The organism is Pseudomonas umsongensis, assembly GCF_002236105.1.
GTDB classification, from domain to species: domain Bacteria; phylum Pseudomonadota; class Gammaproteobacteria; order Pseudomonadales; family Pseudomonadaceae; genus Aquipseudomonas; species Aquipseudomonas umsongensis.
The window spans coordinates 239,489-263,346 of sequence record NZ_NIWU01000005.1; the positions used below are offsets into that span (position 1 = coordinate 239,489).

Here is a 23,858-nt window from a genome sequence, read left to right on the forward strand (position 1 = left end):
CACTCGGTTGAATACCCCGTTGCGGCACCTTATATACCCCGCAGTACGCTACATCTTTAGCTTGAGGAGATTTCTACAACCATGATGCGCATCCTGCTGTTCTTGGCCACTAACCTGGCGGTCGTGCTGATTGCCAGCATCACCCTGAGCCTTTTCGGCTTCAACGGGTTCATGGCGGCCAATGGGGTTGATCTCAACCTCAATCAGCTGCTGATTTTCTGTGCGGTCTTCGGTTTCGCCGGTTCCCTGTTCTCGCTGTTCATCTCCAAGTGGATGGCGAAGATGAGCACCAGCACCCAAATCATCAGCCAGCCACGCACGCGTCACGAGCAATGGCTGCTGCAAACGGTCGAGCAACTGTCCCGCGAAGCCGGGATCAAGATGCCGGAAGTCGGGATCTTCCCGGCCTATGAGGCGAACGCGTTTGCCACCGGCTGGAACAAGAACGACGCACTGGTCGCGGTCAGCCAGGGCCTGCTGGAGCGTTTCTCGCCGGATGAAGTGAAAGCCGTCCTGGCCCACGAAATCGGCCACGTGGCCAATGGCGACATGGTGACCCTGGCCTTGATCCAGGGCGTAGTGAACACCTTCGTGATGTTCTTCGCACGGATCATCGGCAACTTTGTCGACAAGGTGATCTTCAAGAACGAAGAAGGCCAGGGCATTGCCTACTACATAGCCACCATTTTCGCCGAACTGGTCCTGGGTATCCTGGCCAGTGCCATCGTCATGTGGTTCTCGCGCAAGCGCGAATTCCGCGCGGACGAAGCCGGTGCACGCCTGGCCGGTACCAACGCGATGATTGGCGCACTGCAACGCCTGCGCGCGGAACAGGGCCTGCCGGTGCATATGCCTGACACCCTGAATGCCTTCGGCATCAACGGTGGCATCAAACAGGGCTTCGCCCGCATGTTCATGAGCCACCCGCCGCTGGAAGAGCGTATCGACGCACTGGCGCGTCGTCGCGGCTGAACGCTGGCGATATAAACAAGAAGGCCCGCAATGATGCGGGCCTTTTTTTGCCTGCTGATTTATACGGCGCTCATCAGGGCCCCTTCGCGGGCAAGCCCGCTCCCACAGTTGGCCGAGTTATCAAGATGAATGAGGTCTAATGTGGGAGCGGGCTTGCCCGCGAAGGGGCCGGCACTGGCGGCTACAACCTATCGGCTGGAAACCCGATACACCCGCTCTTCAAGCCGCGTAACGCCTGCCTCCAGAAATTTGCCGCTCTCGCTCAACACATCCTGGTCTTCGAGGGTCTTCAGCGTCCACGAAGCACCGAACAACCGCTGCACTTCTTCATCGAGCACGGCAAAAGGCGGCCCCTCCATTTGCGCCTGGTCGTAGTCCAGGGTAATCAACAACCCGTTGGAGCCCTTGGGCAGGATCCGCGTCAAATGAGCTGCATAGCGCTCACGCATTGGCGCGGGCAACGCAATCAATGCGGCTCGATCATAGACGGCCGAGCAGTCGGCGACATCGCCTGGCGTCAGATCGAAGAAATCGCCACACCACAGCTCGATGGAACCTGCGCGATATACCTTGAAAGGTCCTTGTTCATCCACTGCTGGATCAAATTGATGCTCGCTGAAGAAATCCTCGACAGCCTTTTCCGACAGTTCGATCCCCAGCACCTCATGGCCTCGCTGCGCCAGCCACAGCAGGTCCAGGCTCTTGCCGCATAACGGCACCAGTACGCGAGCGCCCTCCTCCAGGCCCAGCGCCGGCCAGAATCGCTGGAGATACGGGTTCACTTGCGGCAAGTGAAAACCGATCTGATTCGATTTCCATTTTTTGTGCCAAAACTCCGGCTGCATAAATAACCCCAAAATTCGATCAAAACACCCTAAAACTTATATTAGATTTAGATCAATGATCTGACAGAAGATGGCTCTATCTTAACTCTCAGGAGCTCATCCATGTTCCCCAGCCTCTACATATCCCATGGTTCGCCAATGCTGGCCCTTGAACCTGGCGCCAGTGGGCCGGCCCTCGCTCGCCTGGCGACAGAGATGTCCAGGCCAGACGCTATCGTGATTGTCTCTGCGCACTGGGAAAGCGATGAACTGCTGGTCGGCGGCAACCCGCAGCCGGACACCTGGCATGACTTCGGCGGTTTTCCACGGGCCCTGTTCGAGGTGCAATACCCGGCCCCCGGCAACCCCGACCTGGCCGCACAGGTGGTCAATCTGTTGCAGGCCAACGCCCTTCCTGCCCGCATCGACAGCACTCGACCGTTCGATCATGGTGTCTGGGTGCCGCTGTCGTTGATGTATCCGCAGGCCGATATCCCGATTGTTCAGGTTTCACTGCCTACCCGAGGCGGTCCCGCGCTACAGGCCCGCGTTGGCAAGGCCCTGAGCGGCTTGCGTGAACAGGGCGTGCTGTTGATCGGTTCCGGCAGCATTACCCACAACCTGCGAGAGCTGGACTGGCATGCCGGCCCCGAGAGCGTACAACCCTGGGCCAAGGTATTTCGCGACTGGATGATCGACAAGCTGGCGGCCAACGATGAAGCCGCCTTGCACGACTATCGCCGGCAAGCACCGAACGCGGTGCGTAACCATCCCAGCGATGAACATCTGTTGCCGTTGTACTTTGCCCGCGGTGCCGGGGGCCCATTCAGTATTGCCCACCAGGGATTCACCCTGGGCGCGCTGGGCATGGACATCTACCGTTTCGGATAAGGGCCAGAGCCTGCGGCGGTCAGGTTCAAGCCACATCGACCCCCACATGGATCGCATCGTGGCGCCAAAACTCCAGGTCACAATCGATCAGCCGCCCATGCTGATCGTAATTGACCCGGGCGATGCGCAGTCCAGGACTGCCCACCGACACCCGCAAAGCGGCCGCCGCGTCTGCCGACAACGCCGTCGGCACAATCTCGAAGCGCACCCGCCCGTAATGCAGGTCGTAGTGCCGCGCATACAGCTCGGTGATCGACTGATTCAGGTCGAAATCCAGAATGCCAGGAAAATACTGCGGATTGAGATAGTGCTCCACGTACAGCACCAGTCGCCCATCGATGCGCCGCGAACGACAGATCTGAATCACGCTCGACAATGCTGGCAACTGTAACCAGGCACAGACTGCCGCCGATGCCGGCTGCAATCGCGCCGAAATGACTTCGGTGGACGGCACTCGCCCCTGGGCGCTGACCATGGCGTGAAAGTGGCTGCGCTGCATCAGGTTATAAGCCAGGCGCGGTGGCGACACGAACCAGCCCCGGCGCTCCTCGCGATAGATCTGACCCTGGGCTTCGAGCTGCAGCAAGGCCTCGCGCACGGTTATGCGCGTGGTCCCAAACAACTCACTGAGCTTGCGTTCGGCTGGCAACTTGCTCCCCGGTGCCAGCAGCCCGTGATCGATCTGCTCCTGAAGCACCTGGCCAATGGCTGTCACCGCTTTTGTTGCCTCATCGCGCATCAACGTTACCTATCTGGACTAGACCAGCACACTTACAGGGCAGAACCGGCGAGATAACCGGCTGTTTAAAGATCCTGCAAGCGTAGGCAATGCAGATGACCGAGAGATGACATAGCCGCCCGACGGTCACCCCAATCGCGTGCAAGACATCGGCCAAGTCCTTGCGCAATGGGCCTTCGCCCATGGTCTACGCTTACTTGGCACCCGCCAATACCGGGCAAGTAAACGTTCATCGGGGCGGCGAACGACATCAAAGTGTCATCGAGTCACCCTAGATTGGCTCAGGTATTGCTGACCTAGACCAACACAACCGCAATCGCAGCGTTGAAAACGCCCATAGGAGCTTCGGAATGAAACAGCTTTTCCTGGCATCACTGTTAGGCTCGACCATTGCCATGTGCACCGCCGCAATGGCGGCTGATGATTTGAAAACCCTGGAAGCCGCTGCGAGAGCGGAAGGCGCCGTCAACAGTGTCGGCATGCCCGATGACTGGGCCAACTGGAAAGGCACCTGGGAAGACCTGGCGAAGAACTACGGCCTCAAGCACATGGACACCGACATGAGCTCGGCCCAGGAAATCGCCAAGTTTGCCGCCGAGAAAGACAACGCCAGTGCCGATATAGGCGATGTGGGCGCAGCCTTTGGCCCGATCGCGGTGAAACAGAACGTTACCCAGCCCTACAAGCCATCCACCTGGGACCAGGTCCCGACCTGGGCTAAAGACAAGGACGGTCACTGGGCATTGGCCTACACCGGCACCATCGCCTTTATCGTCAACAAGAAGCTGCTGCACGGCTCCGAAGTACCGACCAAGTGGGCTGACCTCAAAACCGGCAAATACAAGGTATCGATCGGTGACGTGAGCACCGCCGCCCAGGCTGCCAACGGCGTTCTGGCGGCTGCCTATGCCAACGGTGGCGACGAGAAAAACCTGCAACCGGCTCTGGCGCTATTTGCCGATCTCGCTAAACAAGGTCGCCTGTCGATGTCCAACCCGGTCATCGGCGCCATGGAAAAAGGCGAGATCGAAGTCGGCGTGGTCTGGGACTTCAACGGCCTGAGTTACAAGGCCAAGATGGCCAATCCGGATGACTACGTGGTGCTGATCCCGTCCGATGGCTCGGTGATTTCCGGCTACACCACCATCATCAACAAATACGCCAAGAACCCGAACGCCGCCAAGCTGACCCGCGAGTACATCTTCAGCGATGCTGGCCAGATTAACCTGGCCAAGGGTAACGCCCGTCCGATCCGAGCCGAGCACCTGACCCTGCCAGCAGAGGTCCAGGCCAAGCTGCTGCCGAACGAGCAGTACAAGAAAGTCACGCCGATCAAGGATGCGGATGCGTGGGAGAAGACCTCCAAGTCCCTGCCACAGAAGTGGAACGAAGAAGTCATTGTTGAAATGAAGTAATGCTTCATCCGTAGGAGCCGGCTTGCTGGCGATACAGTCAACGCGGTCTCTTTGAGCATCGCGTTTATCCAATCGCCAGCAAGCCGGCTCCTACGGGTTTGGAGAACATCCACGGAGTTTTGCCCCCATGAAACACAACGTCATCCTTGTCGTGCTCGACGGCCTAAACTACGAGGTCGCCCGTCACGCCATGGGGCACCTGCAGGCCTACGTCGGCGCAGGACGCGCCGCACTCTACAAGCTGGAATGCGAGCTGCCGGCCTTGTCCCGACCGCTCTACGAATGCATCCTCACCGGCGTCACGCCGATCGACAGCGGCATCGTTCACAACAACGTCTCGCGCCTGTCCAACCAGCGCAGCATTTATCACTACGCCACCGCTGCCGGCCTGAAAACCGCCGCCGCGGCCTATCACTGGGTCAGTGAGTTGTATAACCGATCGCCGTTCGTGGCGGCCCGGGATCGCCATACCGACGACCCAAGCCTGCCAATCCAGCACGGGCACTTCTACTGGAACGACCACTACCCCGACTCACACCTGTTCGCCGACGCCGAAAACCTGCGCCTGCGCCACGCACCGAATTTCCTGCTGGTGCACCCGATGAACATCGACGACGCCGGGCACAAGCACGGCCTCGACACCTCGCAGTACCGCAACAGCGCGCGCTCGGCGGACATCATCATCGCCGACTACCTGCAAGGCTGGCTCGACGCCGGGTATCAGGTGCTGGTGACCGCTGACCACGGCATGAACAGTGACCGCTCCCATAACGGCTTGCTACCCGAGGAGCGTGAAGTGCCGCTGTTCGTCCTCGGCGACGCCTTCAGTTTCAATGCCGGCGCCACACCCAAGCAAACAGAACTGTGCGGCACCGTGTGCGAATTACTGGGTGTCCCCCACGACAAGCCGATCTGCCGGGAGCTACTCAAGTGAACGCCATGACCCGCGGCAAATGGCTGGCAGCCTTTTGCCTGATACCTTTCGCGCTGTTTTTCTTCGTGTTCCAACTCGCGCCGCTGTTCTGGGTGATGATCAACAGCCTGCAATCGGAAGAGTTCGGCTGGGGCCTGGCCAATTTCACCAAAATCTTCAACTCGAAATTCTACCTGCAGGCGATCCGGTACAGCCTCGAAATCAGTTTCTGGTCCAGCGTGTTCGGCATCATCATTGCCGTACTTGGCGCCTATTCCTTGCGCCGCGTCGACTCCAGGCTGCGTAATTTCGTCAATGCCTTTGCCAACATGACCAGTAACTTCTCCGGGGTACCGTTGGCGTTCGCCTTCATCATTTTGCTGGGCTTCAACGGCAGCTTCACCATCATGCTCAAGCAGGCCGGGATCATTCAGGACTTCAACCTGTACTCGAAAACCGGGCTGATCATTCTCTACACCTACTTCCAGATTCCCCTGGGCGTGTTGCTGCTGTACCCCGCCTTCGATGCGCTGCGCGAAGACTGGCGCGAATCCGCCGCGTTGCTCGGTGCCAACGGCTGGCAGTTCTGGCGCCACATCGGCCTGCCGGTGCTGACTCCGGCCCTGCTCGGCACCTTCGTGATCCTGCTGGCCAACGCCCTCGGCGCCTACGCCACGGTGTACGCCCTGACTACCGGCAACTTCAACGTGCTGACGATCCGGATCGCCGCGATGGTGTCGGGCGATATTTCCCTGGACCCGAACCTGGCCAGTGCCCTGGCCGTGGTGCTGGTGGCATTGATGACCCTGGTGACCATCGTCCATCAACTGCTGTTGAAGAGGAGCTACCATGTCTCGCGCTGAATTAGGGGCTGCCGGCATCTACCATCGGGTGGTGGTCTACCTGCTGTTTGCAATCATGCTGCTGCCGCTGATCGGCACCTTTGTCTATTCGATTTCCAGCAGTTGGTCGGCCACCATTCTACCCAGCGGTTTCAGTATCAAATGGTATGCGCAGCTGTGGAGCGATCCGCGCTTCCTGAGCGCTTTCGGCCAGTCACTGCTGGTTTGTGTCGGTGCGCTGATCCTGGCGGTCGTGCTGATCCTGCCGCTGCTGTTCGTGGTGCATTACCACTTCCCCAAACTCGATGCGCTGATGAACATCCTGATCCTGCTGCCCTTTGCCGTACCGCCCGTGGTGTCATCGGTGGGGCTTTTGCAGCTCTATGGCTCCGGGCCGTTTGCGATGGTCGGCACGCCATGGATCCTGATCGGCTGTTATTTCACCGTAGCGCTGCCGTTCATGTACCGCGCCATCACCAACAACCTGCAAGCAATCAACCTGCGCGACCTGATGGACGCCGCCCAGTTGCTCGGCGCGAGCACCTTCCAGGCTGCATTCCTGGTCGTGCTGCCGAACCTGCGCAAAGGCTTGATGGTGGCGCTGCTGCTGTCGTTCTCGTTCCTGTTCGGTGAGTTCGTGTTCGCTAACATCCTCGTCGGCACTCGCTACGAAACCCTGCAGGTTTATCTCAACAACATGCGCAACAGTAGCGGTCACTTCACCAGTGCGCTGGTGATTTCCTACTTCCTCTTTGTGCTGGTCTTGACCTGGATTGCCAATATCTTGAACAGGGACAAAAGCGAATGAGCTATGTCAGCGTCCAACATCTGCAGAAAAACTACTCGGGCACCACGGTATTCAGCGACATCAACTGCGAAATCCAGAAAGGCGAGTTCGTTACCCTGCTGGGCCCGTCCGGTTGCGGCAAGTCCACGTTGCTGCGCTGCATCGCCGGGCTGACATCGGTCGATGGCGGCAAGATCCTGCTCGATGGCGTCGATATCGTGCCGTTAAGCCCGCAAAAACGCGGGATCGGCATGGTGTTCCAGAGTTACGCGCTGTTCCCCAACATGACCGTTGAGCAGAATGTCGCCTTCGGTTTACGCATGCAGAAAGTCAACGCTGACGACAGCCAGAAGCGTGTCGCAGAAGTATTGAAACTGGTGGAGCTGCAAGATTTTGCCGCCCGTTATCCGCATCAGTTGTCCGGCGGCCAATGCCAGCGCGTCGCCCTCGCCCGTTCGCTGGTAACCCGGCCCAGGCTGTTGCTGCTGGACGAACCGCTGTCAGCCCTGGATGCGCGGATTCGCAAGCACCTGCGCGAACAAATCCGTCAGATCCAGCGCGAACTGGGCCTGACCACCATCTTCGTCACTCACGATCAGGAAGAAGCGCTGACGATGTCCGACCGCATTTTCCTGATGAACCAGGGAAAGATCGTACAAAGCGGTGACGCTGAAACCCTTTACACCGCACCGGTGGACGTTTTCGCCGCCGGTTTCATCGGCAACTACAATTTGCTGGACGCCGACAGCGCGTCGAAGCTGTTGCAACGGCCGATCAAGCACCGCATCGCCATTCGCCCGGAGGCCATCGAACTGAGCCTCGACGGCGATCTCGACGCCCAGGTGCGCAGCCACAGCCTGCTGGGCAACGTGATTCGCTACCGGATCGAAGCCCGCGGCGTGGAACTGGTGGTGGATGTGCTCAACCGCTCGGCGTCCGACCTGCATCCCGATGGTCAGCGCCTGGCGCTTTCCATCGATCCGACGGCCCTGCGTGAGGTAGCCTGATGCCCTTGCTGAAGTTGAAGAGAGAACTGCACTGATGGCCCTGGCAATTTTTGATCTGGACGAAACCCTGATCCACGGCGACTGCGCCTCGTTGTGGAGCGAACAAATGGTCCGCCTCGGCTGGGTCGACGGCGAATCCTTCCTGCGTCGCGACAAGGAATTGATGGACGCCTACGGCAGGGGGCACCTGGCCATGGAGGACTACATGGCCTTCAGCCTGGAACCCTTGATCGGCCGAACTCCCGCAGAAGTCGAGCACTTGGTCGGCCCTTGGGTGGAAGACTTTATCGAACCGATCATCTTCAGCGACGCCACCAAAACCATCGCCGCCCACCGCAAGGCCGGCGACCGGATCCTGGTGATCTCGGCCTCGGGCGTCCATTTGGTCAAGCCGATTGCCGAACGCCTGGGCATCGATGAAATCCTGGGTATCGAACTGGAAGTGGCACACGGGGCCTATACCGGCAAGACCGTCGGCACCCTGACCTACCGCGAAGGCAAGATCACCCGGTTGCTGGAGTGGCTGGATGCCGAAGAGGAAAACCTGGAAGGCGCGAGTTTCTACTCGGACTCACGCAATGATTTGCCGTTGTTGCTGAAGGTCGATTACCCGCACGTGGTGAACCCCGACCCGGTGTTGCTTGAGCAGGCGCAAAAGGCCGGCTGGCCAATCCACACCTGGAAATAGTACCTCGCCCTGATCATTCCCACGCTCCGCGTGGGAATGCAGCCCGGGACGCAGAGCGTCCGACGAGGCATTCCCACGCAGAGCGTAGGAACGATCGGTATCAGAGCAGGCTTTCGTCAATCACCAACACCAACTTCCCCGCCACCTTGTTACTCGCCAACTCGGCAAACGCCGCTTCGGCGTCCTTGATCGGGAAAGCCTTGGCCAGTTGCGGGCTCAAGCGTTTATCCGCAAACAGCGGCCAGACGTGCTGGCGCAGATCGCTGAACAGATCCGCCTTGAACTGATCATCGCGGCTGCGCAGGGTCGAGCCCAGCAACTGCACACGCTTGGCCAGCACCTGCGCCAGGTCGAGCGTGGCCTCGCGGCCGCCCATCAGACCGATCAGCACCCAACGGCCATCAGTCGCCATCAGTTTCAGGTTCAACGCTGCGTAGTTGCCGCCCACCGGATCGAGGACGACGTCGAATGGCCCCAAGTCGCGCAGGCTGTCCAGTTCGTCAGTGCGCACCACACCGCCCTGGGCGCCGAGCGCTTCGCAATAGGCCAGGCGCTCAGCAGAGCCGACACTGACCCAGCACGGATTGCCGAACGCCTTGCACAGCTGAATGGCAGCTGAACCGATTCCACTCGCTCCGGCGTGCAACAGCACTTTTTCACCGGGCTTGAGATGCGCAAGCTGAAACAAGTTCAACCAGACGGTTGCGTAGACTTCCGGCAACGCGGCCGCTTCCGCCAACGACATTTCGTCGGGAACCGGCAACACGTGCCGCCCGTCGACCACCACCTCCTGGGCCATCCCGCCCCCGGCCAGCAAGGCGCAAACCCGATCGCCCACCTGCCAGGACGATCCCGGTCCGACCTCGCTGATCACCCCCGAACACTCTAGACCAAGCACTTGGCTGGCACCCGGCGGTGGCGGATAAAGACCGGCCTTCTGCAACAAGTCGGCACGATTGAGACCTGCTGCCGCCACTCGAATACGAACTTGCCCTACATCACACGCAGGACTGGGCTCTTCAACCCACACCACTTGACCGTCAACGCCTTGCAATGCTTTCACAGTGCCTCCATAGTGAGTCTGGACTGAGCCCGAAGCTTGTAGCACCGGGCTTTTTGCATTATGCGACCGGCCCATGTGGAACCGGCGACTTCAAAGACGGCCTAATATGCGTTATCAATTGTCCCCGCGTCGAATCAACATGAAGCGTTTGTTCCCCAGCACTGCCCTCGCCCTTTTCATCGGTATCGGCCTGCTGCCGATGTCCGGCAATACTTTCGCAGCCAACAGCTGGGACAAGCTTCAGCCCGACCGTGACGAAGTCATCGCCAGTCTGAACGTCGTGGAGTTGCTCAAGCGCCACCACTACAGCAAGCCGCCGCTCGATGACGCGCGCTCGGTGATCATCTACGACAGCTACCTGAAATTGCTCGACCCGTCGCGCAGCTACTTCATGGCCAGCGACATCGCCGAATTCGACAAGTGGAAGACCCAGTTCGACGACTTCCTCAAGAGCGGCGACCTCAACGCCGGGTTCACCATCTACAAGCGCTACCTGGACCGCGTCAAATCGCGCCTGGACTTTGCCCTTGCCGAGCTGAACAAAGGCGTCGACAAGATCGACTTCACCAGCAAGGAAACCTTGCTGATCGACCGCAAGGATGCCCCTTGGCTCAAATCCACCGCGGAACTCGACGACCTGTGGCGCAAACGCGTCAAGGACGAAGTGCTGCGGCAGAAGATCGCCGGCAAGGATTCCAAGCAAATCCAGGAAACCCTGACCAAGCGCTACAAGAACCAGCTGGCGCGCCTGGACCAAACCCGCGCGGAAGACATCTTCCAGGCGTACATCAACACCTTCGCCATGTCCTACGACCCGCACACCAACTATCTGTCGCCGGATAACGCGGAAAACTTCGACATCAACATGAGCCTGTCCCTAGAGGGCATCGGCGCCGTATTGCAGAGCGATAACGATCAAGTCAAGGTCGTGCGCCTGGTGCCTGCGGGCCCGGCGGACAAGACCAAGCAAGTCGCACCGGCCGACAAGATCATCGGCGTTGCCCAGGGCAACAAAGAGATGGTCGACGTGGTCGGCTGGCGCCTGGACGAAGTGGTCAAGCTGATCCGCGGCCCCAAAGGCACCATCGTGCGCCTGGAAGTGATTCCGGCCAGCAATGCACCGAACGACCAGACCAGCAAGATCGTGCCGATCACTCGCGAAGCGGTGAAGCTCGAAGACCAGGCGGTGAAGAAGTCGGTGCTCAATCTCAAGCAGGATGGCAAGGACTACAAGCTCGGCGTCATCGAGATCCCGGCTTTCTACCTGGACTTCAAGGCGTTCCGTGCCGGCGATCCGGATTACAAGAGCACCACCCGCGACGTCAAGAAGCTGCTGACGGAGTTGCAAAAGGACAAGGTCGACGGCGTGGTCATCGACCTGCGCAACAACGGCGGTGGCTCCTTGCAGGAAGCCACCGAGCTGACCAGCCTGTTCATCGACAAAGGCCCGACCGTACTCGTGCGTAACGCCGATGGTCGTGTCGACGTCCTGGAAGATGAAAACCCGGGCGCCTTCTACAAAGGCCCTATGGCATTGCTGGTCAACCGCCTGTCCGCCTCGGCTTCGGAAATTTTCGCTGGCGCCATGCAGGACTACCACCGCGCACTGATCATCGGCGGCCAGACCTTCGGCAAAGGCACCGTGCAGACCATCCAGCCGCTGAACCATGGTGAGCTCAAGCTGACCCTGGCCAAGTTCTACCGGGTTTCCGGACAGAGCACCCAGCATCAGGGCGTACTGCCGGACATCGATTACCCGTCGATCATCGATACCAAGGAAATCGGCGAAAGCGCCCTGCCCGAAGCCATGCCGTGGGACACCATCCGTGCGGCGATCAAGCCTGCGGTCGACCCGTTCAAACCGTACATCACCCAGCTCAAGTCCGAGCATGACGTACGCACGGCCAAGGACGCGGAGTTCGTGTTCATCCGTGACAAACTGGCCCTGGCGCAAAAACTGATGACGGAAAAAACCGTCAGCCTCAATGAGGCCGAGCGTCGTGCCCAGCACGCCGATATCGAAGCCAAGCAGCTTGCCATGGAGAATATCCGCCGCAAGGCCAAGGGCGAAGAGCCGCTCAAGGAGCTGAAGAAAGAAGACGAAGACGCTATCGCGGCCGAGGACGACAAGACCAAGCCGGAAGACGACGCCTACCTGAGCGAGACCGGGCGCATCCTGCTGGATTACTTGAAGCTCAATACGGCGGTAGCCAAGCACTAAGCTGATGGCAATTTAATGCTGACGCTCCCCGGAGCGTCATCAAATAGTCATCCTTCTGTCGTGAAATAACGGACCGGTAGCGCCTCTTTTAACCAAGAGCACGCCCGGTCCTTTTTTTTCGCCAGAGATCGCCATGACCACAACCGAACAGCTGAGTGCCTTGAGTTCAATCCTGGCTCAAAGCGGTTTGCACAGCCTGTTCCAACCCATCATCAGCCTCTCCGAGCGACGCATCCTGGGCTACGAAGCCCTGAGCCGCGGCCCCTCCAATAGTCCGTTGCACTCTCCTGTCGCCCTGTTCGCCGTCGCCCGCCAGGCGGGTCGCCTCAGCGAACTGGAAATCGCCTGCCGACAGAGCGCGTGCCGGCGCTTCAACGAACAACAGCTACCCGGCAAACTGTTCCTCAACGTCTCCCCGGAATCCTTGCTCGAAGCCGCCCACCAGCCCGGTCGCACCTTGCAGTTGCTGCAGGATTTCGGCATTAAACCGAACCAGGTGGTCATCGAACTCACCGAGCAGACCCCCACCGACGACTTCCAGCTGCTGCACACCGCCCTGCATCATTACCGGGCCATGGGGTTTTCCATTGCGCTGGACGATCTGGGCGCGGGTTACTCCAGCTTGCGCCTGTGGTCCGAACTACGTCCCGACTACGTGAAGATCGACCGACATTTCATCGACGGCATTCACCAGGATGCCCTCAAGCGCGAGTTCGTTGGCTCGATCCTGCAAATTGCCAACGCCTCGCGGGCACAGGTGATCGCCGAAGGCATCGAATTGCCGGAAGAACTGGCGGTACTGACCGAAATGGGCGTCGACCTGGTCCAGGGCTATCTTCTCTGCCGGCCACAGGAACATCCACCGCGCGATGCCCGCACCTTGATGCCCAGGCGCGACAGCAGCGCCGTGGCGCTGGGCGAAGACGGCAGCGACCTGAGTGCCCTGCTCAACGACCAGCCCGCGGTGGCCCGCCACACCCCGACCGCCACCGTGCTCGAAGCCTTCCGTCGCCAGGCCAACCTGAACTCGCTGGCGGTGCTGGATGAACAAGGCCAGCCTTGCGGTATCGTCCATCGCCATTCGCTTTCGGATGCCCTGCTCAAGCCGTTTGCCACCGACCTGTTCGCCCGCAAACCGATCAGCCGCCTGATGAGCGACGACTTCCTCGCCGTCGAGCTGGGCCAGTCGCTGCAGCAAGTCAGCCGGTTGATCACCAGCCGCGCCCGGCAACGCATCGAAGAAGACTTCATCATCACCCTCGATGGCAATTACCTGGGCCTGGGCCGGGTGATCGACGTGCTCAAGCTGATCACCGAACTGAAAATCCAGCAAGCGCGCTACGCCAACCCCCTGACCCTGCTGCCGGGCAACGTACCCATCCAGCAATGCCTGACCCGCCTGCTGCAACAGCAACGCGAATCGCTGATCTGCTACGTGGACATCGACAGCTTCAAACCCTTCAACGAGATGAACGGAAGCGTTTTGTACAAACAAATGCGTGACGAGCCGGAGACGGCTAACCAGATGATTCACCTCGTCGCGGGGCTGATTCAGCAGAGCTATGATCTTGTGCCGAAGAAACAAAAAATCTGAAGCGATGGATAGACCAAGCCCCCCAGCAAGCTAGGGACCGAAAGGTTCACCTCCAGAACAAGCACTCGCTTAAAATCTCATGATCTATGAGGCATGAATCGTGTTCCCAATTTGGGAACAAACGCTTGACGGCCTATCGAACCAAGAGTAATTTGTTCCCAAATTGGGAACAAAAATACGTGATCATGAGACTGCTAGGGCGTGACAAGCTCCTTCCCTTGAAAGGGAAAAGCGAGCAAATCGATAAATGGATTTCCAGCTGGGTCAGCGAGATCGCTAATGCCAACTGGAAAAGCCCCGATGAATTGATTGAACAATATCCTAATGCTCAAAAAGTAAAGGAAGGACACTTTTCGTTCTGTGTTTGCTCTTCCCGTTACTTTATTGAACTGACGATTGCCTTCGCTCAAGGCATTGCCATCATCACTGCTCCGATTAAAAAGCTATGAATATTTTAGAAGCAAAAATTATCCGTACTGAACAACAGTACCAAGCGTACTTTGAAAAAGTACAACAACTGGTTCACTCGATGCCCAAGCCGGGCACTAAAGAAAGTGACGAGCTTGAATTGCTCTCCATACTTATTGAAGATTATGAAAAACAAAAATATCCTGTAGAGAGTCCTGACCCTATCGACGCCATCCTATTTAGGATGGAAGAAAAAGGCTTAAAACAAGCAGACCTAGTTCCATACTTCGGCACTAGAAGCCGCGTATCTGAGATACTTTCACGAAAACGACCTCTTACAGTCCCAATGATAAGAGCACTCGCAATAGGGTTAGGAATATCAACAGACACTTTAATCGGGCTGTCCGAAATAGAAAGTTCCTCAAATAAAGAAAGCATAGACTGGAAAAAATTCCCGTTCACTGAAATGGTGACAAGAGGTTGGATTCTAAAAGCAACCGAAAAAGCAAAGATCACCGCAGAAGACATAGTTAAAAACTTTATATCTGAAATGGGTTTACAAGTAAGCGGAGCTTCATTCAGAAGAACGCTCAAAGGTGAAGCTGCAACACCAACGACCCATTACACGCTTTACGCATGGATAGCCCGAATCATCCAAAAATCTCGTGCAACACGTAAAAATACAAACTATAAAAAAGACTCAATAGACAACAGCTTCATCAAAGAACTATCACATTTAAGCAGATATGAAAATGGCCCTCTGCTAGCGGTTAATTTGCTGGAGGAAATAGGAGTATCCGTAATTATAGAACCTCACCTTAAAGGAACAATGCTAGATGGAGCGGCCTTACAAGATAGTGATGGCACACCTATAATTGGCCTAACTTTAAGATACGATAGAATAGATAATTTCTGGTTTACACTAATACATGAAGTTGCTCACATATGGAAACATGTGGAGGACAACTCTGAAGCAATACTCGATGATTTAGAAGCACCATCTGATGATAGGAGAGAAGCCGAAGCCAATAGAATAGCCCGTGAGACTTTCATCCCAAGAGCCATATGGAAAAGATCTGAGGCTTATTTGAGTCCTAGTAAAGAAACCATCCTACAGCTCTCTCAGGACTTGAGAATACACCCAGCAATAATCGCTGGAAGATTAAGGCAAGAAAGCGGCAACTATAATCTGTTTTCTGACCTCGTCGGACAAGGCGAAGTGAGAAAACTTTTCAGATCTGAACCTTAAGGTACCTTGTGATGAACAATCAATACTTTCCAATTTTGAAAGCAAAAAAAGGCGAACTAGAAGCCCTGAGCAAACTTTCGCCCAGTGTTCTTGCTCGCACCACGCCGATTATCGAACTTGCGAAATTAGGTGGTAAGCAGTTAGAAACGGCTATGAAGCGTACAAATACTCCTTTCAAAGAGTATGTTGAAAAATGCTCTCTTGCCGTGTCAAAAGCCACTCCAAAGAAACTGGTCATGATTGACATTTTTCAATGGCCGGCGAATTTCACAGTGGAAACAGGTGAGCATATTTTAAACTACAGCATCGATCAGCTCGCTGCACGAGGCGTTATCCCTTGTCCGATCATAGGATATGATCGCTGGGACATTGTAGAATACAAAGAGGCAATAAAGTCGATTAATCTTATAGAAGGCCAATTCTTTAGCATTCGCTTAGACAGTGTCGCTCTTGAAGACATGCTCGACCCTGACTACTTTAATGAAATACTGGAAGATATTACCGTCGAGACCGGATTAGATCCAGCGTCTACCCCTGTAATAATCGACTTAGCGGATATTTCAAATAAATCTGTAAGCGATGCGATAGAAACAATACAGCATGCTTACGAACATATGCGTTCATTAGGATTCACTTACATAATAGCAATTGGCAGCTCCATTCCAGCATCGGTGAATTTAGCCGTAAAAACAAAAGATTCTTCTGGAACTATATTCAGAAAGGAAATTCTGGCTTGGAAAGGTTTTTTGCAAGCATTCCCAAATGCTAGCTTGTATTTTGGCGACTATGGTGTCCGCAATCCAAGGGCAGCGGAGAACATTATCGCACCAGATATGAACGGAAAAATACGTTACACGATTGAAAACAGCTATTTCATAGCCAGAGGACATTCGTTAAGACAGGATAACAAAACAGCTCAAAACAACGTTTTGGCAAAAGCAATCGTTGATTCGCATCACTATATGGGTGCTAACTTCAGTTGGGGAGACCTCCGTATAATGGAGTGCAGCCAAGGCAAATTTGTTGGCAGCCCGACCACATGGATATCAATCGATACTAATCACCACATCAGCTCCATCACCACCGAAATCTATGAATTTACCAGCCAACTTGCAGCGACAGTTTCCAGAACAGAAAAAGCATGATCAAAATAGGCCCGACATTTTTTTGCCGGGCCTAATTTTTTCTAAGGAGCATTTTGTTCTTTCAGTGCCTCATAAATTGTTTGATAGCTCATATAAGTATCTGTTCGCATCTTATTTAGCAACGACTCGCCGCGTATTTTCAGTATTGCCTCGTAAGACTTCAGAAAAATATTCCTAAAAGCTACCTGCGACACATCTTCAGAGGCTCGAATAGAGCCGAACTCCAAACAATATAAGACCCAAGAGTGTAATGCCTCGTCTTTAGCATTCGAAAAAAAATCATAAAAACTTTCAACCGGAGCCTGAGAAAGCTTTAAGTAGTCCTCACTATTTAGACCATTTGTCCCAACATAAGGCAGGATGTAATCCGCGAACCCCTTCTCAGCTTTTGACTCTTCAATATATGCATTCAATGCATCTGAAAGATACTTATCTTTCGGCCATCTATACAGGCTTCGCTTATCAATTACCGTACCTTGCTGCGTCAACCCCAGCATGTACTCATCGACAATCTGCGTAGCTCTTTCGTTACGCTCCAACCCTCTATAAGCCTCACATACTGAATCCAAATCCATGAAGGACATTTTATTCAAACAAACCTTTAACGCACTTTCAAAAGACGCAATCAACTCATCCTCATCATCTTTAAAAGAACACCTATACACAGACCACGCACCTCTAAGCATCTGTATATCTTTATTATGCTCTACTTTTGCTGCCAGCTCCTCAGCCAGCTTACTTATCTCACCAGCATCTAAATAACCTTTCTCCACCAAAGAAATGATGGCAATATCTAATTCATCACAGTTCGAAAAACCATATTCTTTTAAAAAAATTGAAACTTTATTTTTAATTGCAGCATCCGGCGAGTCATCTTTATTTGAGAAATAAGCCTCAAAACCACTACCCCCCAACTCCTTAATTGCACCTATCATTACACGCTGGGGGTCACTGGAGTAAATTGACCAAACGGCCAATGTAAGAGTATGTAACACTTGCGTGACTATCGGCTCTGGGTAATTACGTATCACAGAGGCAAGAGATTTTGAAAAATAAAGAATCTTCTTGAGAATTCTGATATTGGAAATTTTAAGGGCTATAGAGTTTGTCAGCAGCCTATGCTCATACTCATCGCCCACATTAAAAACCAAATTCGCAGCTTCGTCTGGAGTAGGAGCAAACTCGATTTCATAATCAAATACTTTTTCGTTAAACTGGAAATATTCGTCCAACCCAATACTTAATTGAGAGTGATTCAATACCAAAATAACACTGCAGTTTTTATTCTCCACCAGATAAGAAATAAGTCCCAGAACCTCCTTGCCAGATAGACCTGAATTTCTTCGTTCATAATCATCAATACAAATCAGAGTATCAGAGACACTTGCGAAAGAGATAGCATCGACGACACCTCCCAATCCCTTTACAAACGGTATTGAAGCCGCATCAGTAGTAACCTTTACACCTTTCCTTACAGCTCTCTCTAAGGCTTGCCCTACACCTGCTAAATTCCCAATCAGGCTTTTGAAGTCTCCATTAGTATCAGCATTTTCACTAGAGACAACATTCTCAAAAATCGCCCGCTTTAAATCGACTAAATTACTTAATCCAAAAAGCGACACATAAGCGTATTTTTTTCGAGATATTGACTCTTTTTTCTGCTTTAGCAACATATTCCAAAGGTATGTTTTCCCAGTGCCCCACTCGCCTTTTAAAACAACAGCTCTCGAGTTAGGCTCAGATATGAACATCTCCAATGCAGATTTAACCTGCTGAACAGACATATAGCCACCTTGCAATAAATTTATTTAAAAAATCCAAAAAATCTCGCGACATACATAAACTTATATTAGAAAAAAAACTCAATGCCTCCGACAATGAGAATCTATCGCAACGCTATTAAAACGAAAACTATATTAAGCCAATATAGAGTAATTGACGATTATCTAGTCATGAAAAAAACCTAGACCAAGGGACGCCTTGCATTGAATTCGATAGGGTTCTCGACCTCGACAAATGAATCCTGCCTGTAAACAGTGAACCCCCTCAACAAGCTGTACGGGAGCGTTTTGTACAAATTTTTCACAGGGCCGTAAACGACATCTACGGCTACGGCCGTGGCGATGAAGTGCTGTTGTGCCTGGCGCAATGCCTGAATGATCGCATCGATCCGTCCCGAGATTTCGTCGGCCACATTGGCGGCGATGACTTCCTGCTGGTGCTGGGCCCGGACGACTGGCGCAAGCGCTTGAACCAACTGCTGGAGGACTTCCAGGGTCAGTGCCGACGTTTCTACCGCAGCGAACACCTGGAAGCCGGCTGCTTCATCGCCCCCAACCGCCAGGGCACGCGCCAGGAATTCCCATTGTTGTCACTGTCGGTCGGCGTGGTGCATCTACACCCACAGGCCTGCGCACATCTCGATGCCAGCCGGTTGGCGGAAATGGCCTCGCAGGCCAAGCATCACGCCAAGGATGTGCCGGGGTATAGCGTGCATGTGATGGATAGCCTGGAGGGGACGGGGCGAGGGAGTGAATGGTTGATGGCGCCATCGCACTCCACTTGACCAGCCGTCTGCAGTTGACCTGACCACGAGTTCAGCGGATTTACCAGCATGCTTGGTCACCATGACCTGCGCAGGCTGCTCATTGCTTCAGTGCTCAGACTGTCAGGTCACCCCATCAACCAGCGGTGACAGTCATGCCACCGTCGGCCATGACCACGGAGCCGACGATGAAGCTCGCGCGGTCCGAGGCGAGAAATGCCACCACTTCGGCGATTTCCTCAGGCTGCGCGGCACGGCCAATGGGAGCGGCTTCGCCATGCCGGGCCAGGAAGCCGGGACCGTCGTCAACCACGTCGTTGAGGATGTTGGTCACCACGTCGCCGACGCCGATGGCATTGACTCGAATGCCATGCTCGATTGCCTCGAGCGCCAACGTGCGGGTCAACTGGGCCAGTGCGCCTTTTGATGCGGTGTAAGCGGCAATGGTTGGGAATGCGAAATAGGCTGCGTAAGAGGCAATGTTGACTATCGCTCCCGATTTATTGGGCATCATCGCCTTGACCGCTTCGCGGCAATGCAGGAAGGCCGCGGTTGCGTTGACCGCCTGGATGCGCTCCCAGTCTTCGCGGGTCATGTCGATGACCAACTTGTTGATGATGATCCCGGCGTTGTTGACCAGAATGTCCAGCCGACCGAACGTCTCGACGGCCAATCCGACTGCGCGCTCGGCGACGCCGTCTTCGGTGATATCGGCCACCAGTGGCACTAACCCGGGGCGGGCGAGTTCTTCGACGCTGGGATTGCGGTCTTCAGCGATGACCTTGGCGCCGCGCGCATGCAGCAACAGTGCGATAGCCTTGCCGATGCCACTGGCAGCGCCGGTGACCAGCGCGACTTTGCCTTCGACTTCGTTGGGGATGCTGTGGTTGATCTCAGTCATGGTGCTCTCCTGCATTGCAAGCCACCGAGATATTCAGCGGCTCAGCGCCCGTGAGGTGCTGTCGTTATCGACGGCTTCACTGTCTCGCAATGGGCTGGATTGAGCTTTCGCAGGCTTGCCGAAGCTGTCGGAGTTTTGCGCTAACGTTAATACCGCCCCCAGCTTTTTCGATGGAGCCGCCAGTGCATCCGCACGACTATGAAGACCTGACGCCGCTCGATGCACAGCGCATCACGGCCGAATCGATGCCACGCCATCTGCCGGGAACACCGCAGGTGGTGCCGCGGCTCCCGCAGATGCCGGATGTGGTGGTGCAGTTGTTCAGCCATCAGAGCACCGTCGAGCCGATCCTGGTGCCTGCCGTGGTGGAGCCTCTGCTGGTATTGGTCCTGGCTGGAACGGCCAGGGTCGAAGAACGCTCCCTCGGTGGCACATGGACAGCCGTCCAGGTGCAGGCTGGCGACTTCTTTCTCACCAATACAAGCGAGCCTTACGAGATGCGCTGGCAGACAATCGGGGGTGACACCTTCGAAGTGATGCATCTCTACCTCGGCCTTCCACTGATCGACCAGGCTGCCCGTGATCTTCTGGGCGAGCACACTGCTTCGGTGACTTTCCTCGATGTCTCCGGTGCCCGGGATGAGCGCGTGAATTTCATGCTTGATCAGTTGCGCCTGGAGTTGATCGAGGAACCTGAGCCCAGCCTGTTGTTCGTACACAGCCTGGCTCAGGCGCTGACCGTTCACCTGATACGCCGTTATCTCGATCTGCACAGCGCTCCCCGACGCAGTAATGCACTACAGGCTTACAAGTTGCGACGCGTCATCGATGCGATGAACGAGCATCTGGCCGATGAATTCCGCCTTGCGCACTTGGCTGATATCGCCGAACTGAGCGAGTATCACTTCAGTCGGATGTTCAAACGCGCCACCGGGCTGGCGCCATCGCAGTACTTCATCCGTCTGCGCATGAGTCGCGCCCGCCATCTGCTGCTTGAGACCGATCGCAGCATTATTGATGTTGGATTGGAAGTGGGTTATTCCAGCCCCAGCCATTTCTCCCAGGTTTTTCGTCGTGAGGTGGGTGTCACGCCCAGCGCTTTCCGCCAAGCGTGACATGCCCTACAAGTTCGCGATTAGTGGATCGTGAGGTTTGCCGCCAGAAAATCCATGAAGACTCTGACGCGTGTGGGCAACTTTCCTCCCTGCCCTACGTAAACCGCATGCACTTCAGTTTTCGCAATGGGCATGAAGTCCTGTAATACCGGGAGAAGCCGGCCATCCGCAAGATCGTGCTCGACCTGGCAAAATCCTACGCGCGCAAGGCCGAGCCCGAGGATTGCAAGTTCCCGTACTCCATTGCCGTCACTGACCCGTGCACTGCCGGTCACGGATACCGGAACAGGTAGGCCGTCATCGCCCATGAAGTTCCACTCCATCATGGGTTGGCCAAAAGTGAACCCCAGACAGTTGTGGTCTACGAGATCGGCCGGAGTTTTTGGTAGGCCGCGTGCTGCCAGATAGTCCGGTGATGCCACGATGAGAGTTCGCGTCTCGCCCAAGCGCCTGGCCACCAGATTGGAGCTTTTGAGCGGGCCGCTGCGGATGGCCACGTCAGCGCGTGCGCTGATCAGGTCGACGACTTCGTCGCTGAGGAAAACCTCCACTGATACCCCTGGGTGGTCTCGCAAGAAAGTCTTCAACAGGGGCAGCAGGTACAAACGCCCGATGTCGACATTGCAGTTGACCCGCACTGTTCCCTGAGGTGCGCTGCTTGCCGCCGCCTCCTGCTCCGCCTCATCGAGCGCGGCCAGGATAGTCAGGCTGCGCTCATAGAACGCGGCCCCTTCAGGGGTGAGCAACTGCCGTCTTGTCGAGCGATTGAGCAGACGCGTCCCCAAGCGGTTTTCCAGCCTTGAAACCAGCTTACTGACCGCTGATGGGGTCATCGCACAGTGCCTGGCGGCAGCCGTGTAGCCGCCATCTTCAACGACCCTGACGAACACGTTCATTTCGGCGAAGCAGTTTATGTCCAACCGTCTCATATGAATTCACGTCACAAGTTGTATGCCCCAGAACCGGCTATATCTGCCGCGCTCCCGCTCATACTCTAATCCAGAGCCTGAAAGGCGCAGGTGAAATTCAGCAAATGACGTGCCACCACTTGGATACCAAGTCTGGAGGATGAGATGAATAACGAGATGAAACTGGTCCTGATTCACAGTGGTGAAGATGAAGAAGGACTACAGCCTGCGCTGGTGAACTGGGTTGCCGATGTTCTAGCGCAACGTGCTGAGTTCGAACCCTGGTGGGTAGAACCCGCCCACCTCATGGCCAGGTCTGACAATGCAGTCGTTCAGGAAAGTCTTCGTCATTTGGCCGACGCTGATGCGTTCCTGATCATTACATCGGAACACCGCAATGCGCATCACTGCGAGCTGAAAGCATTCATTGAACGGGTTTCGGATCGTTGGCGCGCAAGGCCGGTGGCATTCATCGGCTACGGCGCAGCGTCGGGTGGACTGTGTGCGATTGATCAGCTTCGCCAGATACTGGCCGGACAGCACGCAGTACCCATCTGCAATTTCGTGTCCTTCCCTGATCCTTGGGCGCTAATCGATGGGGATGGAGTGTTACGTCAGCCTGATCAAGCCAGGCTTCCGATGGCTCGAATGCTGGTACAGCTGAACTGGTGGGCGAGAGCCCTGAAGGCTGCGCGGCAACAGATTCCCTATGCACTGGTGAGCTGAACCTTAGTGCAAAAGCTTCACCGCAGAAATAGGCAAAAGGAACGCAGTATTTGACTAACGGAAACGTGTTGTCCGCCCCTAACCTTGTTTCCAGACCCGCTTCCTGGGCGAACAGAAGAGGAAACCGATCATGTTGAACATCAAGGACAAAGTCATCGCAATTACCGGTGCAAGCAGCGGTATCGGAGAGGCTACCGCGCGACTGCTGGCTAGCCAAGGCGCGAAAGTAGTACTCGGCGCGCGTCGTACCGACCGACTTGAAAAGATTGCTGGCGATATCAACGCCTGCGGCGGCAGGGCTGAATTCCGTGCCCTGGACGTCACAGACAGAAAGGATGTCCAGGACTTCATTGACTTCGCCGTTACCTGTTTCGATCGGGTCGATGTGCTGGTCAATAACGCGGGTGTGATGCCTCTTTCCAAACTCGAGGCACTCAAGGTGGATGAGTGGGACCGTATGATTGACGTGAATATCCGCGGAGTGCTGCACGGTATCGCTGCCACATTGCCGCTGATGCAGCGCCAACGGGCGGGGCAGATCATCAATATTGCCTCTATCGGTGCCTACGCAGTGAGCCCGACCGCGGCTGTTTATTGCGCCACCAAGTACGCCGTGCGGGCCATTTCCGAAGGTCTGCGACAAGAGGTGGGAGGCGATATTCGGGTTACCGTCATCGCGCCTGGTGTCACTGAATCCGAGCTGGCCGAGAGCATCTCTGATGAGGGGGGGCGCGCAGAGATGAAAGAGTTTCGCAAGATCGCGATTTCGGCCGACGCCATCGCGAGAGCAATCACCTATGCCATTGAGCAACCTGCGGATGTGGATGTAAGCGAGCTGATCGTTCGGCCGACGGCGAGCCCATTCTGACGAGGCAGGCAATTGCCAGGTGGCCAGCGTATTGACC

General features: G+C 55.5%; 21 protein-coding genes and 2 pseudogenes. 17 read left to right on the forward strand and 6 right to left on the reverse strand.

All coding sequences use genetic code 11. The features are described 5' to 3' along the window. Positions 1-81 precede the first annotated feature (81 nt). Positions 82-972 (forward strand): protease HtpX, encoded by an 891-nt coding sequence (gene htpX / locus PSUM_RS23310; RefSeq protein ID WP_020796800.1) that lies wholly within the window; start codon positions 82-84, stop codon positions 970-972. A 188-nt stretch (positions 973-1,160) separates the two neighbouring features. Here the strand turns inward: htpX and PSUM_RS23315 are convergent, their stop codons facing one another. After that, a complete protein-coding gene (locus tag PSUM_RS23315; protein WP_020796799.1) occupies positions 1,161-1,817 on the reverse strand; it encodes a thiopurine S-methyltransferase in 657 nt (218 codons plus the stop codon). A gap of 102 nt (positions 1,818-1,919) precedes the next feature. On the opposite strand from PSUM_RS23315, the gene PSUM_RS23320 reads away from it, so the two are divergent. Further along, positions 1,920-2,687 (forward strand): DODA-type extradiol aromatic ring-opening family dioxygenase, encoded by a 768-nt coding sequence (locus PSUM_RS23320; protein ID WP_083349616.1) that lies wholly within the window; start codon positions 1,920-1,922, stop codon positions 2,685-2,687. A gap of 25 nt (positions 2,688-2,712) precedes the next feature. Here PSUM_RS23320 and phnR read toward each other — a convergent pair whose 3' ends face one another. Further along, positions 2,713-3,426, reverse strand: a complete 714-nt coding sequence (phnR, locus tag PSUM_RS23325) for a phosphonate utilization transcriptional regulator PhnR (RefSeq protein WP_020796797.1) — start codon at positions 3,424-3,426, stop codon at positions 2,713-2,715. 350 nt (positions 3,427-3,776) lie between these two features. Between phnR and PSUM_RS23330 the strand changes: the two genes are divergently transcribed. The 6 genes from PSUM_RS23330 (at position 3,777) to PSUM_RS23355 (ending at position 9,078) form a co-directional block, all read left to right on the forward strand. Continuing rightward, complete coding sequence (locus tag PSUM_RS23330; RefSeq protein ID WP_020796796.1) at positions 3,777-4,841, forward strand: ABC transporter substrate-binding protein; 1,065 nt, start codon at positions 3,777-3,779, stop codon at positions 4,839-4,841. Between the two features lie 127 nt (positions 4,842-4,968). Further along, positions 4,969-5,775 carry an alkaline phosphatase family protein gene (locus tag PSUM_RS23335; RefSeq protein ID WP_020796795.1) on the forward strand — a complete coding sequence of 269 codons (807 nt, stop codon included), beginning with the start codon at positions 4,969-4,971 and terminating at the stop codon, positions 5,773-5,775. Positions 5,776-5,780: 5 nt separating this feature from the next. Then, positions 5,781-6,617 (forward strand): ABC transporter permease, encoded by an 837-nt coding sequence (locus PSUM_RS23340; RefSeq protein WP_162276379.1) that lies wholly within the window; start codon positions 5,781-5,783, stop codon positions 6,615-6,617. After that, on the forward strand, positions 6,604-7,404 hold the full coding sequence (locus PSUM_RS23345) for an ABC transporter permease (protein WP_020796793.1): 801 nt from the start codon (positions 6,604-6,606) through the stop codon (positions 7,402-7,404). The genes PSUM_RS23340 and PSUM_RS23345 overlap by 14 nt, the downstream gene beginning before the upstream one ends. Further along, positions 7,401-8,390 (forward strand): ABC transporter ATP-binding protein, encoded by a 990-nt coding sequence (locus PSUM_RS23350; RefSeq protein WP_020796792.1) that lies wholly within the window; start codon positions 7,401-7,403, stop codon positions 8,388-8,390. The genes PSUM_RS23345 and PSUM_RS23350 overlap by 4 nt, the downstream gene beginning before the upstream one ends. Before the next feature lie 34 nt (positions 8,391-8,424). Beyond that, the gene (locus tag PSUM_RS23355; RefSeq protein ID WP_020796791.1) at positions 8,425-9,078 is read left to right on the forward strand and encodes an HAD family hydrolase; all 654 of its coding nucleotides are present in this window, start codon (positions 8,425-8,427) and stop codon (positions 9,076-9,078) included. Positions 9,079-9,178: 100 nt separating this feature from the next. On the opposite strand, the gene PSUM_RS23360 is transcribed toward PSUM_RS23355, so the two are convergent. Further along, positions 9,179-10,141: a zinc-binding dehydrogenase gene (locus tag PSUM_RS23360; RefSeq protein WP_020796790.1), complete on the reverse strand. Its 963-nt coding sequence runs from the start codon at positions 10,139-10,141 to the stop codon at positions 9,179-9,181. 139 nt (positions 10,142-10,280) lie between these two features. Here PSUM_RS23360 and PSUM_RS23365 point away from each other — a divergent pair, with 139 nt between their 5' ends. The 5 genes and pseudogenes from PSUM_RS23365 (at position 10,281) to PSUM_RS23385 (ending at position 16,758) form a co-directional block, all read left to right on the forward strand. After that, positions 10,281-12,362 carry a carboxy terminal-processing peptidase gene (locus tag PSUM_RS23365; protein ID WP_162276367.1) on the forward strand — a complete coding sequence of 694 codons (2,082 nt, stop codon included), beginning with the start codon at positions 10,281-10,283 and terminating at the stop codon, positions 12,360-12,362. 133 nt (positions 12,363-12,495) lie between these two features. Continuing rightward, positions 12,496-13,839, forward strand: a pseudogene (locus tag PSUM_RS23370) (EAL domain-containing protein); the annotation flags it as partial. 242 nt (positions 13,840-14,081) lie between these two features. Continuing rightward, positions 14,082-14,405: a type II toxin-antitoxin system HigB family toxin gene (locus tag PSUM_RS23375; RefSeq protein WP_169840448.1), complete on the forward strand. Its 324-nt coding sequence runs from the start codon at positions 14,082-14,084 to the stop codon at positions 14,403-14,405. Then, positions 14,402-15,613 (forward strand): ImmA/IrrE family metallo-endopeptidase, encoded by a 1,212-nt coding sequence (locus PSUM_RS23380; RefSeq protein ID WP_083349617.1) that lies wholly within the window; start codon positions 14,402-14,404, stop codon positions 15,611-15,613. The genes PSUM_RS23375 and PSUM_RS23380 overlap by 4 nt, the downstream gene beginning before the upstream one ends. A gap of 11 nt (positions 15,614-15,624) precedes the next feature. Then, positions 15,625-16,758, forward strand: coding sequence for a beta family protein (locus PSUM_RS23385; RefSeq protein WP_083349618.1), 1,134 nt, complete (start codon positions 15,625-15,627; stop codon positions 16,756-16,758). A gap of 41 nt (positions 16,759-16,799) precedes the next feature. Here PSUM_RS23385 and PSUM_RS23390 read toward each other — a convergent pair whose 3' ends face one another. Continuing rightward, positions 16,800-18,542, reverse strand: a complete 1,743-nt coding sequence (locus PSUM_RS23390) for a P-loop NTPase fold protein (RefSeq protein WP_083349619.1) — start codon at positions 18,540-18,542, stop codon at positions 16,800-16,802. Positions 18,543-18,853: 311 nt separating this feature from the next. Here PSUM_RS23390 and PSUM_RS23395 point away from each other — a divergent pair. Continuing rightward, positions 18,854-19,324 (forward strand): annotated as a pseudogene (locus PSUM_RS23395) (diguanylate cyclase domain-containing protein); the annotation flags it as partial. 115 nt (positions 19,325-19,439) lie between these two features. On the opposite strand, the gene PSUM_RS23400 reads toward PSUM_RS23395, so the two are convergent. Further along, positions 19,440-20,204 (reverse strand): SDR family NAD(P)-dependent oxidoreductase, encoded by a 765-nt coding sequence (locus PSUM_RS23400; protein WP_083349620.1) that lies wholly within the window; start codon positions 20,202-20,204, stop codon positions 19,440-19,442. 245 nt (positions 20,205-20,449) lie between these two features. Between PSUM_RS23400 and PSUM_RS23405 the strand changes: the two genes are divergently transcribed. Beyond that, a complete protein-coding gene (locus tag PSUM_RS23405; protein ID WP_225441954.1) occupies positions 20,450-21,319 on the forward strand; it encodes a helix-turn-helix domain-containing protein in 870 nt (289 codons plus the stop codon). 20 nt (positions 21,320-21,339) lie between these two features. On the opposite strand, the gene PSUM_RS23410 is transcribed toward PSUM_RS23405, so the two are convergent. Next, positions 21,340-22,248 carry a LysR family transcriptional regulator gene (locus PSUM_RS23410; protein ID WP_083349622.1) on the reverse strand — a complete coding sequence of 303 codons (909 nt, stop codon included), beginning with the start codon at positions 22,246-22,248 and terminating at the stop codon, positions 21,340-21,342. Between the two features lie 144 nt (positions 22,249-22,392). On the opposite strand from PSUM_RS23410, the gene PSUM_RS23415 reads away from it, so the two are divergent. Continuing rightward, on the forward strand, positions 22,393-22,953 hold the full coding sequence (locus PSUM_RS23415; protein ID WP_083349623.1) for an NADPH-dependent FMN reductase: 561 nt from the start codon (positions 22,393-22,395) through the stop codon (positions 22,951-22,953). Positions 22,954-23,083: 130 nt separating this feature from the next. Continuing rightward, positions 23,084-23,821 (forward strand): SDR family oxidoreductase, encoded by a 738-nt coding sequence (locus PSUM_RS23420; RefSeq protein ID WP_083349624.1) that lies wholly within the window; start codon positions 23,084-23,086, stop codon positions 23,819-23,821. The last annotated feature ends 37 nt before the right edge of the window (positions 23,822-23,858 follow it).

What these genes read in the sequence shown, in the direction of transcription:
- htpX (WP_020796800.1), top strand. Translation starts at nt 82, where the DNA reads ATGATGCGCATCCTGCTGTTCTTGGCCACTAACCTGGCGGTCGTGCTG.
- PSUM_RS23315 (WP_020796799.1), bottom strand. Translation starts at nt 1,817, where the DNA reads ATGCAGCCGGAGTTTTGGCACAAAAAATGGAAATCGAATCAGATCGGT.
- PSUM_RS23320 (WP_083349616.1), top strand. Translation starts at nt 1,920, where the DNA reads ATGTTCCCCAGCCTCTACATATCCCATGGTTCGCCAATGCTGGCCCTT.
- phnR (WP_020796797.1), bottom strand. Translation starts at nt 3,426, where the DNA reads ATGCGCGATGAGGCAACAAAAGCGGTGACAGCCATTGGCCAGGTGCTT.
- PSUM_RS23330 (WP_020796796.1), top strand. Translation starts at nt 3,777, where the DNA reads ATGAAACAGCTTTTCCTGGCATCACTGTTAGGCTCGACCATTGCCATG.
- PSUM_RS23335 (WP_020796795.1), top strand. Translation starts at nt 4,969, where the DNA reads ATGAAACACAACGTCATCCTTGTCGTGCTCGACGGCCTAAACTACGAG.
- PSUM_RS23340 (WP_162276379.1), top strand. Translation starts at nt 5,781, where the DNA reads ATGACCCGCGGCAAATGGCTGGCAGCCTTTTGCCTGATACCTTTCGCG.
- PSUM_RS23345 (WP_020796793.1), top strand. Translation starts at nt 6,604, where the DNA reads ATGTCTCGCGCTGAATTAGGGGCTGCCGGCATCTACCATCGGGTGGTG.
- PSUM_RS23350 (WP_020796792.1), top strand. Translation starts at nt 7,401, where the DNA reads ATGAGCTATGTCAGCGTCCAACATCTGCAGAAAAACTACTCGGGCACC.
- PSUM_RS23355 (WP_020796791.1), top strand. Translation starts at nt 8,425, where the DNA reads ATGGCCCTGGCAATTTTTGATCTGGACGAAACCCTGATCCACGGCGAC.
- PSUM_RS23365 (WP_162276367.1), top strand. Translation starts at nt 10,281, where the DNA reads ATGAAGCGTTTGTTCCCCAGCACTGCCCTCGCCCTTTTCATCGGTATC.
- PSUM_RS23380 (WP_083349617.1), top strand. Translation starts at nt 14,402, where the DNA reads ATGAATATTTTAGAAGCAAAAATTATCCGTACTGAACAACAGTACCAA.
- PSUM_RS23385 (WP_083349618.1), top strand. Translation starts at nt 15,625, where the DNA reads ATGAACAATCAATACTTTCCAATTTTGAAAGCAAAAAAAGGCGAACTA.
- PSUM_RS23390 (WP_083349619.1), bottom strand. Translation starts at nt 18,542, where the DNA reads ATGTCTGTTCAGCAGGTTAAATCTGCATTGGAGATGTTCATATCTGAG.
- PSUM_RS23400 (WP_083349620.1), bottom strand. Translation starts at nt 20,204, where the DNA reads ATGACTGAGATCAACCACAGCATCCCCAACGAAGTCGAAGGCAAAGTC.
- PSUM_RS23405 (WP_225441954.1), top strand. Translation starts at nt 20,450, where the DNA reads ATGCCACGCCATCTGCCGGGAACACCGCAGGTGGTGCCGCGGCTCCCG.
- PSUM_RS23410 (WP_083349622.1), bottom strand. Translation starts at nt 22,248, where the DNA reads ATGAGACGGTTGGACATAAACTGCTTCGCCGAAATGAACGTGTTCGTC.
- PSUM_RS23415 (WP_083349623.1), top strand. Translation starts at nt 22,393, where the DNA reads ATGAATAACGAGATGAAACTGGTCCTGATTCACAGTGGTGAAGATGAA.
- PSUM_RS23420 (WP_083349624.1), top strand. Translation starts at nt 23,084, where the DNA reads ATGTTGAACATCAAGGACAAAGTCATCGCAATTACCGGTGCAAGCAGC.